General features: G+C 42.4%; 10 protein-coding genes. 7 read left to right on the top strand and 3 right to left on the bottom strand.

Annotated features, from left to right (window positions below; all coding sequences use genetic code 11):
• Nucleotides 1-81: 81 nt before the first annotated feature.
• Together F991_RS01870 and F991_RS01865 are read right to left on the bottom strand one after the other, a co-directional pair.
• The gene (locus F991_RS01870; protein ID WP_004668417.1) at nt 82-3,795 is read right to left on the bottom strand and encodes a UvrD-helicase domain-containing protein; all 3,714 of its coding nucleotides are present in this window, start codon (nt 3,793-3,795) and stop codon (nt 82-84) included.
• Between the two features lie 3 nt (nt 3,796-3,798).
• A complete protein-coding gene (locus F991_RS01865; protein WP_004668414.1) occupies nt 3,799-7,461 on the bottom strand; it encodes an exodeoxyribonuclease V subunit gamma in 3,663 nt (1,220 codons plus the stop codon).
• Between the two features lie 213 nt (nt 7,462-7,674).
• Between F991_RS01865 and F991_RS01860 the strand changes: the two genes are divergently transcribed.
• Entirely contained in the window at nt 7,675-8,175 is a 501-nt protein-coding gene (locus F991_RS01860) for a hypothetical protein (RefSeq protein WP_004668411.1), read from the top strand.
• 261 nt (nt 8,176-8,436) lie between these two features.
• Nucleotides 8,437-9,750, top strand: coding sequence for an MFS transporter (locus F991_RS01855; protein ID WP_004668409.1), 1,314 nt, complete (start codon nt 8,437-8,439; stop codon nt 9,748-9,750).
• A 38-nt stretch (nt 9,751-9,788) separates the two neighbouring features.
• Here the strand turns inward: F991_RS01855 and F991_RS01850 are convergent, their stop codons facing one another.
• A complete protein-coding gene (locus tag F991_RS01850) occupies nt 9,789-11,207 on the bottom strand; it encodes a polyphosphate:AMP phosphotransferase (RefSeq protein WP_004668407.1) in 1,419 nt (472 codons plus the stop codon).
• Nucleotides 11,208-11,413: 206 nt separating this feature from the next.
• On the opposite strand from F991_RS01850, the gene F991_RS01845 reads away from it, so the two are divergent.
• The 5 genes from F991_RS01845 (at nt 11,414) to F991_RS01825 (ending at nt 17,274) form a co-directional block, all read left to right on the top strand.
• The gene (locus tag F991_RS01845) at nt 11,414-12,121 is read left to right on the top strand and encodes a DUF8198 family protein (RefSeq protein ID WP_212749342.1); all 708 of its coding nucleotides are present in this window, start codon (nt 11,414-11,416) and stop codon (nt 12,119-12,121) included.
• 191 nt (nt 12,122-12,312) lie between these two features.
• Entirely contained in the window at nt 12,313-13,254 is a 942-nt protein-coding gene (gene ubiE / locus F991_RS01840; protein WP_004668404.1) for a bifunctional demethylmenaquinone methyltransferase/2-methoxy-6-polyprenyl-1,4-benzoquinol methylase UbiE, read from the top strand.
• A 24-nt stretch (nt 13,255-13,278) separates the two neighbouring features.
• Nucleotides 13,279-13,959, top strand: a complete 681-nt coding sequence (locus F991_RS01835; protein ID WP_004668402.1) for a ubiquinone biosynthesis accessory factor UbiJ — start codon at nt 13,279-13,281, stop codon at nt 13,957-13,959.
• A 12-nt stretch (nt 13,960-13,971) separates the two neighbouring features.
• Nucleotides 13,972-15,591, top strand: a complete 1,620-nt coding sequence (locus F991_RS01830) for an ABC1 kinase family protein (protein ID WP_004668400.1) — start codon at nt 13,972-13,974, stop codon at nt 15,589-15,591.
• Nucleotides 15,592-15,894: 303 nt separating this feature from the next.
• The gene (locus tag F991_RS01825) at nt 15,895-17,274 is read left to right on the top strand and encodes a CmpA/NrtA family ABC transporter substrate-binding protein (protein ID WP_004668398.1); all 1,380 of its coding nucleotides are present in this window, start codon (nt 15,895-15,897) and stop codon (nt 17,272-17,274) included.
• The last annotated feature ends 8 nt before the right edge of the window (nt 17,275-17,282 follow it).

Below are 17,282 nucleotides of genomic sequence, written 5' to 3'. Positions count from 1 at the left end.
ACCCACACGCTTGTCCACAAGTTTATGAACAGACTTATCCACAAAATAAGTTTTTGTTTAATTTAAAATCATTCACTTTATCTACACCATTTTTCCAGATTTATCTTCAGTAAAATACCCAAGAATTGCATCTAAACGTAGGATAAATTCATCCTCAGGTTTCCAGTAGAAATAACCCTGCTGTGCTTGTCCGTTCATACCCCGTAAATACAGATACGACGCGCCACCCAAATGCTGCTGCATATCATAGTTCTGCAATTTCACCTGCAAATAACGATGTAATGCCACCAGATATAATGCCGCTTGCAGCCAATAGCTTGACAGCGACATACTTTCAGCAATCTGAATCGCTTGATAATCTGCCTGATCACTGCCTAAGTAATTACTTTTATAATCAGCAATATGGTAACGCTGCCCATCAAAATACACCAAGTCAATCGAACCATTGAGATACCTCGCTGATTTGGCTTCAAGCAACTCAGGCATGTGGATGTCGTATTCTTCAAATAGTTGTTGCACTCGCTGCATAGCAAGGACACGATCAGACAAGGCCAAATAGAATGGGCATTCTGAAAGATATTGCCCTGTCGTCAATTGTTGTAATTGAAAGCCTTGATTCAGAGGTGTTGCCAATACTTCACGTAACCACACAGCCATCCATTGATATAATTGTTGTTCAGCATTCTCCTGTTCTGGAAAATGTTGTTGATATTGACTCAGTAAATCTAACCATAAGCTTTGATAGGTATTTTTAAAACGGCGGCGAATTTCTTCTATCCATGTTTCAGGATGTTGAAAATCAATCTGTTCAAAGATTTCATGCAGGAAATTCCCTGCCAACGTCCCTTTCGGAAAATATTGTTTAATCCAAGCAATCGGCTCAGCGCTTACTGCGTTCGTCGTAAGTTGTAGATTTAATTCGTCCTCCGCTTGCTCAAAAGCTTGATCCGCATTGGCCAGCCGATCAACACGATTGGCTTTGTGTTTGAGATGCTGTGCCAAATAACTAAAGCTGGTTTTAGCCCGAGCATAAAAACGCTGCTCGGGTAAAGGCTGTGCAGAAACAAAGATTTCCTGTTGGGCTTGCTGAGTCTGCAACGCTTGTGGACGATCTAAGATCAAGTGCTCATCGGCACTATAAGGATATTGGAAGCTTTCACCTTGATTCTTCCAAAACGCCAAACCTGAACGTTTATTTTTATCGCACTTTTCAGGCTCAAATACCGCATAAACACGATGACTGGCTCGCGTCAGCGCCACATACCATAAACGATTTTGTTCAGCTTGCGCACGTTGCTGATGTTGATCCAATTCAATTTGTTGTAAGAAATTTTTATCGGCGATCGCCACCACACGCTGGGTGCGTATCTGTCCTGTCTCGGGTACTTGAATTTCAGTCGTTGAGAAATTTAAAGTCTTCTGCATTTCAGAAAATGCTTTGTTCGCTCCGAGTAAGAAGACGATTTTAAATTCCAAACCTTTGGATTGATGAATGGTCATCAACTGCACACCCGCTTCGCTAGAAAGCTTTTGCTCCAATTCCCACTCGCGATCGCTGGGTGAATGCAGTTGTTTTAAATACCAGTGATACAGGTTCTGTATACCTTGCACATGTTCACTGTGCTGACTCAAAATATCGCTAAGATGACGCAAATTCACCACAGCGCGTTCATTATCTTTGCTTTGAGTTGCCACCAATTGCTGCCAGATACCAAACTGATTTAAGCAGCGTTGCCATGCAGATAAAAAACCTTGATTCGACCACATTTCACGGATCTCATCGAACTGCTGAATATAATGGCTCAGTCCTTCCGCACTTTGTTCAAGTGCCAATAATCGAGTGAGATCAAAACCAAATAAACGGCTCAATAAAGCGCGTTTTAACTTTGCTTCATCATAAGGATGAAGCAAAGCGGTTAGCAACGCTCCCACATCCTGCGCAATCGCTGAATCAAAGACACTGCGTTTTGATGGTCGATTGACCCGAATGCCCAAGCGCTGCAATACGTATTGCACTTCATCCAATTGACGGTGGCTACGTGAAAGCACCGCAATATCATCTTCACAAATGGCTTTTCGACCATCACCTTCTAAGTACAATTGCTGCAAATGGGCTTGATTGAGTAAGCTTAGAATTTTCCAAGCCACTTGGGTTGCTTGTTCATTGCCATCCTGAAGCTGTAACCAACGTAAAGGTGCAGGATTGATCTGCTCATCTTCAATCAGAGCAGGATGTGGACGTGAACCTGCCTGAATCGGGTCATAAAGTACCTGTTCGCCAAAATCCATTTGTCGCTGAAACAACACATCTACCACCTCGACCAATTCTTTGACCGAACGATGGTTATGAATCAATTTATACTCACGCCCCTGCTTGGCCATAATGTCTTGATAGGCATTCAGGAAGGTCAGCATATCGCCACCACGGAAACCATAAATCGCTTGCTTACGGTCTCCGACCATAATCATGCAACCTTTTTGATAGCGCTGTGGATGCCGCCAAATACTGGCCAACATATCATCTTGATCTTGGTTGGTATCCTGAAATTCATCCACCAAAATCAACGGATATCGTGCCTGCACAAACACCGCAAAACGTTGTCCTTGCTCACCTTTTAAGGCTTCTGATAGGGTTTTGATTTGCTGAGCAAAAGTAGTTTCACCTTTTTGCTGCAATACTTGTGGTAAACGCTTCTTCACTTCGAGACACAAATAGGCTTTTAAATAAACCTGCAACTGTTCGAACTGCTGCTGTGTTCGCTGTAGCGATTGGCAAAGTTTTTGAAGTTGTAAAATCATCGGATGTTGATAAAAACCATCCGCCACCTCAGCAGGACACTTCTTAAAAATCTTCTGGTGGTCGAGCTTATCTAAAAACTTAAATACAGCCTCTCGTGCATCGGCAAAATAGGCATCAAACACTTGTACATTCTCAGTATCTGAGAGGGCTTTTAATAGCTGTGGTAACGCTTCGCAAAATAATTTATTAAAAGCATTGTTACGGAAAGACGTGCCATTAATATGAGAATAATAAGCGCCGTCTAAATTAAAATATTCAGCCAAAGTACTGAGCTCAATTTGCTGTGCTTGTTGTTGCCATTGTTGTAGCTGCGCCAGCTCAATTTCGGGCATTTCAGGCAACTTAAACTGGGCAGAGCTAAAATTCAGCGAGCTTTCCACCATCCCAACAAAATGATCGACACTTTTCAGTCCGCCCACGCTATACAAGGCATCAATGACCTGTTGTGGCTGTGATTGAATCCATTCTCGTAACACATCATGAATCAACTGGCGGGTATAACTTTTCGCATCTTCGGTAATCTGCGCACGTTCAATCTTGCCACTTTCAAAAGCAAATTCTCTTAACAGCTTTTGGCTAAAACTATCCAATGTACCAACGAATAATTCATCCAACTGATCAATGACGAGTTTTAAACGCTCGCAAGCATAGGCAATACGTGGTGCAAATGTTTGTAAAATATGCTGTTTAAGCGGATCAGATTCTTGCGCTGCAAGTTTGTAAATATCGGCATCTAATCGCGTGCGTAATGGTTCTAAATATTGATGAATCTCAACCAAACGCGCACGAATGCGGCTTTTGAGTTCTGCGGCAGCAGCACGGGTAAATGTCGTCGCAATCACCTGATTGGGCAGATATTTTTCTAATAAAATCCGAACCATCAAGCTTGATAAGGTATAGGTTTTCCCTGTACCTGCCGAAGCTTCAATCAGATGCAAACCTTCGAATTGAATATCACCAATCGGTTGATAAGACACAGGATATTTTGAATGCATGTCTTACTCCACCCGTAAATATTCAAAAATTGGTTGATACAGCGCATAGCTATAATGATTACAGGCATATTGTAATAGTGCGGCTGCATCTTGTTCTTGTAGAATAAATTGCCAATCTCGATGCAGTTTACAAGCTTCATTTTGGCTCATATCAAAACCAGAAAAATCACCCGTATCATTCCAGTCTTTCAATATTTGCTTTTGACTGTCTTCCGTTAAATGATGTTGATCATTCTGTTCAGTCCATTCCAGATGTTTGGCTTTTTCAAGTGGTTTTAAAATCAGTGCCGCAGGTAAAACGATAGGCTGCTGCTGAGCAGTCTGCCAAAGCTGTAACCATGCGTGTAAATACTGCTGCGCTTGCTGAGAACTTAATCCCTCACAAATCACGGTTTGATCACTAAACACCACGATACGGCGTTTCTCAGTTGTCGAGTCATGATTCAATATCGTCAACCAAAGTAAATATTCCAACCAAACTTTGGCCAGACGTTTTGCGCGCGCACTGGATGCATCCAAACTGACCCAATCCTGCGTCATTTGTTTAGGGCTAATACAGCTCATCTGGAGTTGTTTCGAGATGCGCCAAACACGTTGCGTGGTTTCTGTTGGCGCTGGGGCATATTGCTGCAACCGCTCAAGCAATCGTTGTTGCTCTAAACAACTTTGTTGCCATGCACTTTGCTGCACTTTTCCCACAGGGAGTTGATCTTGCAAAATGCGGGGTGATAGCATTTGGTTGTGCTGCTGTACATCTTGCTGCTGGAGAAAATGTCGAATCGCATATTTGCCTAAACCATCTAATAACAAAGGTTCACTTTGATCAACTAACTCTGTTGCACTTAGGTTTTCCACACCCAAAGTTTTTAAATACAGTCGCGCTGGAAAAGTCACATCCTGAATCCATTGTCGGCTATCCAAAATCGTCATTTCATTGTTTTCAACTGGATAAGGGGTATTCACCCATGCTTGGCGCTCACCTGTCGCTTGCTGAATTTGTGAAGCCACTTTAAACCACTGGTCTTGATAACGAACAGGACGCTCCGCGATAAAACCCAGTGGATCGAAAGGTTGTAAGCGATGCAGGTAATAAAGTGGGTAAAGCTGAGCAGGGATCTGGAGTTTTTCATAGCCTTCCCCAAAAGAATCAAAGGAAGTCTCTCCATCTGGGATAGATTTAGAGAGAGGGGCTTTCACAATCAAAGCCAAATGATCTCGAAAACCTTGCAACACACTCGAAGGCTCTCTGACTTCGCCATCATTAATATCAAAGCCATTATAGAATAGCCATAATTGCTCTTGCGCCAACAACACTGCATCCAAAAATGCACCTTGATCATCTTCCAAACGGGAACGATCACCTAACTGTTGGCGTAATGTATCCATCAAATCAAATGGAATATGGCTGTCCCGATTTGGGAATTTTCCTGTATCTAAATTCAACAGCACAATCAAGCGATAAGGAATCGGGCGAATCTGTCCGATCTGGCTAAAAGTAATCTGTCCAGTCGGCTCAACTTGTGCCGACTGACTTTCTAAAGTGCGTTGTATTTCTTCAATGATATAAGGCAGTGGCAATGAAATTTGACGCAACTGGGTTTCGGCATCGTCATAATAACTGGCCAAGGTCAGCATACGCTCTTGCTTTTGCACGATTTCTCGGACGGCTTTTAAAGCCGTCACATCTGCCTGTTCAAACTCCTGAACATCTGCCTTGATCCGTGTTAACCATGTTTCTACAGGCAAACGCTGACCTTGATTATGCACCGTTAACCAGTCTCGTCGAGCAGCGAAGTCTTGATAAATCTGAATCAAAATCCCAATTAACTCAAAGTCACTCGGCTGTACCAACGCATAACTTAAGGTCTGTTGCACCATCACATGTACAGGCACAGCAATCCCTAAAGCCAAACGGTCTAAAGCAAATTTAAAACTATAACGATAGTCTTGATCAGCGTCAGTGAGACTCTGTTTTAAATGTTCCGCGTCCAAACCACGTTTGAAACCAGCATCACTTAGCAACGCTAACATCCGTTGGACTTGACTATAATCTAGAACATAACGTTGTTGTGTTGCCGCTAGATTCAACCAGTCGGCAAACTCATCCTGCGTAAACCGCCCTTGGGTCAACTGCAAACGACCTAACACCGCCCGCCATGCATTCAACGCATCTAACTGTGCGACCCCTGCTATTTTGATCGGTAAAAATACATCATGCTCATTGGGAACAGCAGGAAAAACACTACGAATTAAAGGCTCAAGCTCTGCTAGGTTTGGGGTCAAAATCAGCACATCACTTGGACGACGAGGCATGGTGTCCGCTTGAGACAACCAATGCACCAACTGATCTTTTAACACTTCAAGCTGTCGCAAACTGGAATGACAGACATGAAATTGGATCGATTCATCATCAGGTGCTAATTCATATTGTTGAGCTATAGGTTCAGCCAAATAGAAAATATCCGACTGGATTTGACCAAGTAAGCTATCTGGAAAGTAATCTTCAAATGCATCAACCCAATTACCCTCTTCCCCTGTGGCCAGTTGCGATAATAGCGAGAAATGATCTCGCGCCTGTTTGCCTAAACGAGTCAATAAAGGATGACGAGATTCACGATTTAAGGCATTAAAACCCAAGCTAAAGCTTTCAAAAAATGCTGCAATTTGCGCATCCGTCGCTTTTGGATTCTTCACAATGAAACGTTCTTTTACTCCAAGATCATAGCGCTGCTTCCAAAGTGGATCGACACTATCCGCCCAATATTCCTGTGACGGGTTATAGTGCAAAATCAAGACTTCAAGGTATTGTCCTAAACGACGTAAGAACTGTAATTGGCTAGGTGGAAGATCCAAAAGCGTGAAAACGATGACCTGATTCGGAAGTTGAGCCAAAGCCTGTGATCTTGTCTGCTCATTGTCCAGAAGTTTCCAGAAATCAGAATCAATACTTTGCATTTCCAAAAAGTCAGCATGAAAATAGTTGTGCCACAACCAACGTTGCCATGCTTCTAATTGCTGGGTCTGATTAAGCGTAAAAGCCGAAATTTGCTGATCTGAGTGAGAAATCAAATTTTCAATATCGAGCGCTTGATTTTGTCCCCAAGTCGACAACCAATTACTTGAACAAGTACAATTTTGTTGACAACCGCGCTGGCAATAACCACGGTAAATCATATAGTTATTGAATAACTGTGAAACCTGTTCGGCTACCCAATACAACATACTTTGCTTTTTAAGCTGTTTTTCTGTGCCTTGTTGCAACTGATCGGCACTGTCATAGATACGCTGTACGATTGAATAGAGAGGATGTTCCATCGCCAAGCTGATTTGATCTGCTTGAATAAAAGGTTGCAAAGCTTGATGTATTCGCCATTTTAAAATCAAGCGCGGAATATTGGCTTTACGCACCTTCTCTTTATCATCGAGAACTTGTTGGTAGGCATACCATTGGAAACCACGGATTCTTTGATGAAATTGATAATTTGCAGTCATGCCCTGTTGCTCTGCGATTTTCTGCGTTAACCATTGTTCTTGAGCAGGACTAGGGACAACAAAGTGTTGCGTTTTAAACACTTGAAATGGCGTAGCGCTTGGTTGAGTGATGGATGCCATCACGCCTTGCAATAATACTTCAAGGCGTTGACTTTGAATAACATGAATCGCCATGCGTTAATACAACCTCATCAAAAAAGCACCATTTCACATGCACATAATTGTTACTATACAAGCTTGTAGAACTATGTCACGTTAATCAAACAATGAAATATAAAAATTGTTTTGAAAACTGTTATTGAATAAGGTTGAATAAAGTATTGTTGACTATTTATACATACACCCCAAAAAATCCCATATTCAAAGGATAGACTTAGGTATAACTTTATGAAAATTGAAAAAACGCCTGACTTTATTGACCCAAGTTTAAATTTGGAACAAATCCGTAAAGAATGCTTAGAACGTACAAAAAAAACCGCTTATTATTCGGCAGGTGCAGCGATTATACCCATTCCATTTTTTGATGTTGTGGTTGACTTAAGCATGCTGACCCAAGTCATTCCAGATATTAATGCACGCTTTGGTCTTGCACCTGAACATATCAGCGTCTATGACCCAGAAACTAAAAAAATCCATTGGAATGAATTACGCAAACGTGGTTTTGAGTTTTCAGGATTCCTTGTCGCACGCACTGCCATGAAAAAATCCTTTAATGGTTTCTTTGCCAAAATTGCGACCAAACAAGTGACTAAATTTATTCCTTTAGGTGGACAAATTATTGCAGCAAGTTTAGGGTATTTTATGATGAAAAAAATCACCGAACTACATATCGAAGACTGCTATAACCTAGCCAAACGTATTCAACAAAAAAGCCTGACACTCAATTAAATAAATTTCTCCGCATTAAAATATTGATTTAGACCTCGTTCATCAATCCCTTTTGTTTCTCCCAGTGAGAGAACAACACAGTGGGTGTGAATCACAATGAAAGAGGTCTTTTGTTCCCTGTAAAATGACCAGTCTCGCAGGGAAGTACGGACTACATAAAAACAACAGAAGCATTAATATTCACTTAATTTTTTAAGTTTAGATCAAGATTGTATTTTTATGCTCCATCACACGATGACAAATGAATGATGGAGAGTCGTTGTGCAACACGGACCAACAACGTCAAAAATACGTGCAATTTTTAATGTCACCAGCGGGAATTTTCTCGAACAATATGATTTCTTCCTTTTTGGGCTTTATGCACAAGCCATAGGTCAAACCTTTTTTCACTCCGATAGTAGCTATGCCGCACTGATGAAAACCTTTTTGGTCTTCGCAGTGAGTTTTTTAATGCGTCCGATCGGCGCTTTGGTTCTTGGTCCATACGTTGATCGAATCGGAAGACGTAAAGGCTTAATGGCCACGTTGAGCATCATGGCCGCAGGTTCTTTGCTGATCGCGCTGACCCCAGGTTATGCCAGTATTGGATTTGCAGCCACGGTTTTAATCTTCGTCGGCCGTCTGGCTCAAGGGTTTTCAGCAGGTGTCGAACTCGGTGGCGTATCTGTCTATTTATCAGAAATAGCTGAACCACATAACCGTGGTTTTATCACCAGTTGGCAATCTGCTAGCCAACAAGTCGCTGTTATTTTTGCTGCAACATTGGGTTATCTGGTCAGCTTAGCATTTACCAAGGCACAAGTTGATGCTTGGGCATGGCGCATTCCGTTTTTTGTCGGTTGCGCCATTATTCCGTTCATTTTCTGGTTACGAAAATCTTTGCAAGAAACAGAAGCCTTTGCTTCACGTAAAGAGCATCCAAGCACGCGACAAATCATGGCGACACTCGCTGCAAACTGGAAAATTGTACTGGTGGGTATGTGCATGGTCGCGACCACCACCACCATGTTTTATTTTATTACGGTATATACACCGACCTATGGTAAGGAAGTGCTGCATTTAAGCAGTACCGAAAGTTTAATCGCAACCGTTATGGTCGGTGCCAGCAACTTTTTACTGTTACCGATTGGTGGTCATCTCTCAGATAAGTTTGGTCGAAAACCACTCTTGATCATCACAACTGTGTTGATTTTTATCAGCGCCTATCCGTTGCTCAACTGGTTAGCACATGACATTAGTCTTGCGCATATGTTGATGGCGCTGTTGTGGTTATCACTACTCTATAGTTTCTACAATGGGGCACTGGTCGTTTCACTCACCGAAATGATGCCAAGCTCAGTGCGTATCGCAGGGTTCTCCGTCGCCTATAGCTTAGCAACGTCAGTCTTTGGAGGCTTAACCCCTATGATTGCCACTTATCTTGTTCAAGAGTCTGGCAGTAAAAGTATGCCTGCTTTTTGGCTGATGTTTGCCGCGATCATTAGTCTGATTGCCACACTCATTGTGTTCCGCCAGCATAAAAATGTTACCGCTAAACCATCTTCAATAGATGCGGGTTTGGTTCAACAGACTTAATCGACTGAAGTTTCCAAGGTCAATAAACAACTGAGCGCTTAATCTACGCTCAGTTGTTTTAATATCGCCTTCAATACCTCAATACGTGCACTATATTTATCATTGGTCGCAATGATGTGCCACGGGGCATTCTTGGTACTGGTCCGTTCAAACATATCCGCGGCTGCGTTTAAATAATCATCCCATTTTTCACGGTTACGCCAGTCTTCTTCTGTGATCTTAAAACGTTTATGCGGTGTCTGTTCCCGTTCTTTAAAGCGTAATGCTTGTTCATCTTTGCTAATCGCCAGCCAAATCTTAACAATGACGGTTTGACTATCAATTAAGTTCTGTTCAAAACGATTGATCTCATCATAAGCACGTTGCCATTCAGGTATACATGCAAATCCTTCAACACGCTCCACCAACACACGGCCATACCATGTCCGATCAAAAATAGTGATTTTGCCACTGTCATTGAGTCGATTCCAAAAGCGCCAAAGATAAGGACGGCGCAATTCGTAGCGCTCAGGTGCGGCAATGCTATGAATTTCATATTCACGCGGATCTAACTTTTTCACGATCCGCTTAATCGCACCGCCTTTACCTGCTGCATCAATTCCCTCAAACGCAATAATCACTTTACGTTCATCACAACGTAATGCTTCAGCAACTTTTTTGGTCAGCTCATTCAACTCATCTTTATAGCGTTCTTTTTCTAAAACTTGCTGCTCTGGTTGTATCAATTGTTGAGGAATCTCGGCCTGCTGCCATGTTTTTGCTGCGGATGTTTGATGTTCTGGCAAGGCTTGCAAAGTCTGTAACACATACTGAGCAAAACATTGATCTCGGCGTTTTTCATCTTCGCCATCAATGATAAACCAGTCCTCAGTAAAACGTTGACTAAAGCTTTGCAAAGTCTCGTATTGCTTTTTATTGCGCCAATCCAACCCATGCAGTTTATGCCAATGCTGTTCAGATGGATCTACTTGATCCAAACGTTTTTGCAATGCTTTCCAAGACAGATCAAACCAAACTTTAATCACATGCACATGGTTCTGTTGTAAATCATGCTCAAATGCCCGCATTTTTTCGACATAACGATCAAATGCTTTGTCATCCAAAGCCTTCGCATCCTGCATCACAGTTGCGAGTAAATCACTGTACCAATTGCCAAACATCACCACGATTTGACCTTCAGCAGGTATAAAGCGCGTATACGATTGCCAAAATGCTTGGCTATTTGACATACGTTGCGGTGCATCCGCTTTAACACGGAGATAACGCGGGTCGACCCACTCTCTTAGCTGTTTAACCGCTTCGCCCTTGCCTGCCAGCTCAATACCACTGACCAGCACTAACACACTTTTTGCATTTTTTTGATCTTGGCTTTGTTTTAATGCGTACTGCGCCTCAATCAAATCTAAAGAAAGCTCATCTTCATCACGTAATTCAAATACGGGTTGTTGTTCACTCATTTTTTGCTCTAAGTGTATGATTTATTAAAATTGAGTATAGTCATAACTGGAATAGACTTTAAAAAAACAAATGTACAATTTCTGTAGAATAAAATAAATGGAGCTTTGTAGTGACCAATTGTTAAACATTTAGCGTTTATGTTGTCATGGTTCTTGGGTATCATGCAGCCTATGATTTCATGATTTTATTTTCTTTGAGTGCGAATATGTCAAAACTCGCTGCATTTGATGATCTTTTATTACAATATCAAAATTTGAATTACCACCAAAATCCAGCGATTGCCCAACGCCTACATGATGCACAAGCATGGATGAAAGCACGCATTGCGGCAACGCATCAAGATTTCTTTGCTCAGCCTGAAAATCAGTTAATGGCGCAATATTTCTTAAATCGCTTATATGGTGGCCCTGATTTTGATGCTATGGCACAGCAAATCGAACGCTTACTGAAATATGCCCACAAAGCGGAAAGTCTACTTCCTGAAAATGCCATTAAAACGGGCACAAAGTCAGTTAGTCTGGCAGTACTTGCAACACGTTTGGATGAGCAAGTCGCCATCCAACTCTTACAAGACTACCCTTTAGACACACCGATAACCGATGAAATCATGCGCCAGACATTGGTCAAACTTGATCAAGGTGAAGCGCGTTATGAACAATTACAACTCCTCGATGAGTTGGGTGTAACCTTAGACAAATATATGCGTTCTACCATGATGTACGCTGCTTTTAAGATGTGCAAAGGTATTGCCAAAAAATATCAATTTGAAGGGATGTACGAATTCATTCAAGAAGGTTTTGCTGCAATGAAGCCCTTAAAATCTGCTGCGGTTTTTATTCAAGCGTTTACTGAAAAAGAGCGTGAAATTATTGACAAAGTTCATGCTGGGGATCCTGCTCCATTTCAAGTATAAATAACTGACGCCCTCCCTCTTCAATAAGAGGGAGATTTGTCTCAGCAAAATTCAAAATAAAAACCCTTTTGAGAAAATGAGTTTCTGTATATTATTCATAACAATTACATGTCAAAGCCTGTAAAAAATTACAAAATCTGTCATCATGCATGCTGATTCGTGCCGCTAGAACGAAAGTTTAGGAGAAAACAATGTCTAACGAAAACCAACAGCCCACCCCAGAAGTTGAGCAAAAACCAAGTTCAGACAAAGTCAGCCCATTCCTAAGCTCACCCCTTCCGCAAGGCACACCACAAGGCCAGCAACAAACATTACAACAAGGTCTAACATCAACACCGACGGGTTCAGTACCGAAATACAACTTACCGCGTGGTGCAAATACAGGAAATGTCGGTGAGACGACTCACTTCGGTTATCAAACCGTAAGTAGTGATGATAAAGCACAAAAAGTTGCAGAAGTCTTTCATTCGGTTGCGAGCAAATACGACATCATGAATGACCTCATGTCATTCGGTATCCACCGCCTTTGGAAACGCTTTGCCATTAATATGTCTGGTGTTCGTCGTGGACAGCATGTATTAGATATCGCAGGCGGAACAGGTGACCTTGCGAAAGTGTTTAGTCGTGAAGTAGGTCCGCAAGGCCATGTGGTCCTTTCAGATATCAATGAATCTATGTTGAATGTGGGTCGTGATCGTCTAATTGATGCGGGCTGTACCAACGTTGATTTTGTGCTTGCCAATGCAGAAACATTAGAGCCATTTGCAGACAATAGCTTCGATTTACTGACCATCAGTTTTGGTTTACGTAACGTGACCGATAAAGATGCTGCCTTACAGGCGATGTATCGTGTCCTTAAGCCAGGTGGTCGTTTATTGGTACTTGAGTTTTCAAAACCTGTGTTTGAACCTTTCTCGAAACTTTATGACTTTTATTCATTCACGGCGCTCCCGATCATGGGTAAATTGGTCGCGAATGATGCTGAAAGCTATAAATACCTCGCTGAATCGATCCGTATGCATCCTGACCAACGCACCTTAAAAGGGATGATGGAAAATGCAGGCTTCCAAAGCTGTGACTACCACAACTTAACCGGTGGTATCGTGGCTGTTCACCGTGGATTCAAACTGTAAGGTTCAGATTTTAAGGAATTCGCAATGTGGTCGATTTTAGCACTCGGTGCAGTCGAACGACTCATTCATCATGTGATTGATTTGGATGCGATTACACGCGTTCAACTCAATCAATTACAAGGTCAATTATTACGAGTGGTGATCGATAGTCCCCAACTCTCTGTTGATGTGTTTTTTGATGAAAATAAAGTTCGACTGGAACCGACGGTGACAGGACAGAGTCAAACACCGTCCATCTTTGAACAACGACCTTTTGATTCTCAAAATAAACTCACTGACGCAACAGCAACCCTACATGTTGAAAACGTAGTGGCGTTAGTCAAATTGTTATTCAGTGATATGGATCAAATTGGCAATATCCCACTACAAGGCGACTATCACTTATTACAAGATATTCAAAGAATTATGCAGCAAGCTGAGCCTGATCTCGCTGCGCATTTATCACCTTGGATTGGCCCACAACTGGCACATGAACTCGGTAAAATTCAGCGTGCGCCAGAACAGTTAAAACGTTCATTGCAAAGTCATTTATTCTTTGTTGAAGATGCTCTAAAAGAAGACAGCGGGATATTTGCCCCGCGCTGGCAAATGGACGACCTCAATCGAGAAACACGCCAATTCAATCAAGCGTTAGATCGCTTAGAAGCCAAGTTTCAGCAATTACAGGCTTCTATCAACCCACAAAAACAATCCTCTCAAGACTAGGTAAGATTTTATATGATTCCGCATGTTACACGGTTACTCGAACTCTGGCGTATAGCAGCACACTACCGCCTTGACACCTTGTTCCCTGCGGAAGAATTACCAGCCAAAGCACGCCATGCCTTAAATGTAATCAAAATGCATCCTGCCGCATGGTCAAGTCGCGAGAAAAAAAATCCGCTCAAGCTCAAAGAAGCCTTAGAAGATATGGGGCCTTTGACGATTAAGTTGGGGCAACTCCTCTCTACTCGTCGTGATCTGATTCCACCTGAAATTTTATCGCAATTGGTGTTACTGCAAGATCAGGTTAAACCGTTTGATGTACAATTGGCAAAACAACGGATTCAGGAATCATTAAAAGCAGATGTTTCCACCTTATTCTCTCGTTTTGATGAACAACCACTTGCAGCGGCATCGATTGCACAAGTACATACTGCCGCACTGCATGACGGTCGTGAAGTGGTGGTTAAAGTCACTCGTCCCGATATCCGTAATCAGATTTTACAAGACTTTGAAATCCTCGCTTGGCTCGGGGATTGGTTGGAAAATCGTTTAGAAGCTGCACGCGCCCTACATTTATCTGAAATTATTCAGGACTACCGTCAAATCATTTTGAATGAACTTGATCTCAGCCTTGAAGCTGACAACACCCGACGTATGCGCCATTACTTTACCGGTTCAAGCATGATGTATGTGCCTGAAGTCTATATGGACAGTAAAGACGTGATGGTGGCTGAGCGCATCACAGGCGTACCGATTTCTGATATCGCGACCTTTGACCGTTTAGGCATGGATCGTGCTGATCTGGCAGAAAAAGGCTTAACCATTTTCTTTACCCAAGTGTTCCGTGACAACTTTTTCCACGCCGACATGCATCCGGGTAATGTCTTTGTTGAAACAATTAACCCAGACAACCCTCGCTTTATCGCATTGGACTGCGCGATCATGGGTGAGTTGTCAAAACATGATCAAATGACGATTGCTCGGATGCTACTTGCGGTGATGAACAGCAACTTTATGCAGTTGGTTCAAATCGTGCATCAGGCAGGCTGGATTCCACCGGGTACAGATCAAGATGCATTGTCTCGCGAGATGCGCCGCACCGTTGGACCAATGGTCTCTAAACCAATGGATCAGCTCGACTTCGCAGGGATTTTGATTCAAGTCATGGACATTGCGCGTCGTTTCCATTTGGAAATTCCACCGCAGTTGATGTTGCTCCTCAAAACACTGGTCCACGTTGAAGGCTTAGGTACGGATCTTTATCCTCAACTCGACATCTGGAAGCTGGCTAAACCAATTCTGACCGAATGGGTCAAAGCCAATATGAATCCAGTCAAAAATATGAAAGAGCTTGGTCAGCAGATTCCCGACCTATTATTGGGCGCTCAAGATTTACCAAGCCTACTTATTGATAGTCTAAATGGTTTAAAAAACCAATCCGCATGGCATGACAAACAGCTCAAAGAAATTCAACAAATGCGCTTACAAATGCAACAGCAACAGCGCCGTAGTTGGATGTTCGGCAGCAGTATGTTGATTTTGCTCACCATTGCGATTATTAGTCCTTGGTTAATCTCAGTTGTCTTAATCGTACTGAGTGGACTTCTCGCATTTTGGCGGGTGGTTAAATAGGCTAAATATTTACCAATACCCTCACTGCAACATTAATTTTCATCATTTGATTATTTGGCATACAAGTTGCTACTTCATAATTATAAAAATCAAAGATGATTTTTTAATTCACGGCCAATGACGCTCGTAAAACTGCTTGCTCCATAAATTACATATGGATTGAGTTGTGGAAGGGCGTTGTCATCTTTTTATATGCTTTATACAGCCCCCTCTCTCACCTCTCGCTCGCATAAATAAAATATTGATCAGCATAAATCATCTGGCTGATAGCCAAGAGACAATCTGAATAGGGGTCTAACGATTATGTCACATTTAGTCAAATCAACATGTTTAATGATGTGTATGACTGCCGCGGTATTATCGCTGAGCGGATGTGGTAAAAAACCTGAAACTGCAACGAATGCATCTTCAAACACAGCAACCGAGGCTGAAAAAACCAATCTCAAACTTGGATTTATTAAACTCACCGATATGGTGCCTTTAGCAATTGCCCATGAAAAAGGCTACTTCCAAGATGAAGGATTAAATGTGCAACTTGAAGCACAATCAAATTGGAAAGTTCTCTATGACCGTGTTGCTGGCGGTGAATTAGACGGTGCGCATATGCTCGCAGCCATGCCACTCGGCTCGATGACAGGCATTACTGGAAATAAAGAAATTATTACCCCATTTACGCTTTCTTATAATGGTGCAGCAATTACCGTATCAAATTCAGTCTGGCAGAAAATGAAGCCGAACCTGACCATGGAAAATGGTAAGCCGAAGCACCCCATTAGTGCTGAGGCATTAAAAGTGGCTGCAAATGAATCAAAAGCTGCGGGTAAACCCTTTAATTTGGGCATGACATTTCCAGTGGGTACACATAACTACATGATGCGCTATTGGCTTGCTGCTGGTGATGTCAATCCGGGCGTATACGACGCAAATGATACTTCGGGTAACAAAGGTGCAGATGTGATGCTCTCCGTCGTACCCCCACCACAAATGGTTGCCACCATGGAAGCAGGTACCACCATGGGCTATTGCGTTGGTGAACCGTGGAACCAACAAGCCGTGTTTAGAAAAATTGGCGTTCCCGTAGCCACCTCTGATCAAATGTGGAAAGACGGTACAGATAAAGTGTTTGGGATGACCAAAGACTTTGCCGAGAAAAACCCAACAACAACTGTAAAAGTCGTCAAAGCATTAATTCGCGCATCTTACTGGTTAGATCAAGACAATAATGCCAATCGTGCTGAAGCGGTCAAAATCATTTCAAGACCGAACTATGTCGGTGCTGATGAAGCTGTGATTGCCAACAGTATGACAGGAACCTTTGAATTTGAAGCAGGTGATAAGCGCCCCGTACCAAATTTCAATACCTTCTATAAAGGTCAATACGGCATTCCGTATTATTCAGATGCAGTCTGGTGGTTAACACAAATGCGTCGTTGGGGACATGTCCCTGAAACCAAGCCAGATCAATGGTATTTAGACATGGCCAAAAAAGCCTATCAACCAGAAATCTATGCGCAAGCAGCAAAAGAACTGATCGCTGAAGGAAAAATGAAAGCGGAAGATTTCCCTGACCTCAGCACCGCGACTTATATCAAAGCACCAGAAACCAGCGCTTTGGATGGTGTTACTTTTGATGCAAATCAACCCAATGCGTTCTTGGCATCCTTTAAAATTGGTTTGAAATAACTCTCTAC

The sequence above is a fragment of the Acinetobacter sp. CIP-A165 genome (assembly GCF_000367985.1).
GTDB lineage: Bacteria > Pseudomonadota > Gammaproteobacteria > Pseudomonadales > Moraxellaceae > Acinetobacter.
Note: the sequence above shows the minus strand (reverse complement) of the source record. Positions and strands in the feature narration are given on the sequence as shown.

Coding starts and splice junctions, on each gene's coding strand:
- F991_RS01870 (WP_004668417.1), bottom strand. CDS start 3,795: ATGCATTCAAAATATCCTGTGTCTTATCAACCGATTGGTGATATTCAA.
- F991_RS01860 (WP_004668411.1), top strand. CDS start 7,675: ATGAAAATTGAAAAAACGCCTGACTTTATTGACCCAAGTTTAAATTTG.
- F991_RS01850 (WP_004668407.1), bottom strand. CDS start 11,207: ATGAGTGAACAACAACCCGTATTTGAATTACGTGATGAAGATGAGCTT.
- F991_RS01835 (WP_004668402.1), top strand. CDS start 13,279: ATGTGGTCGATTTTAGCACTCGGTGCAGTCGAACGACTCATTCATCAT.
- ubiE (WP_004668404.1), top strand. CDS start 12,313: ATGTCTAACGAAAACCAACAGCCCACCCCAGAAGTTGAGCAAAAACCA.
- F991_RS01845 (WP_212749342.1), top strand. CDS start 11,414: ATGTCAAAACTCGCTGCATTTGATGATCTTTTATTACAATATCAAAAT.
- F991_RS01830 (WP_004668400.1), top strand. CDS start 13,972: ATGATTCCGCATGTTACACGGTTACTCGAACTCTGGCGTATAGCAGCA.
- F991_RS01825 (WP_004668398.1), top strand. CDS start 15,895: ATGTCACATTTAGTCAAATCAACATGTTTAATGATGTGTATGACTGCC.
- F991_RS01865 (WP_004668414.1), bottom strand. CDS start 7,461: ATGGCGATTCATGTTATTCAAAGTCAACGCCTTGAAGTATTATTGCAA.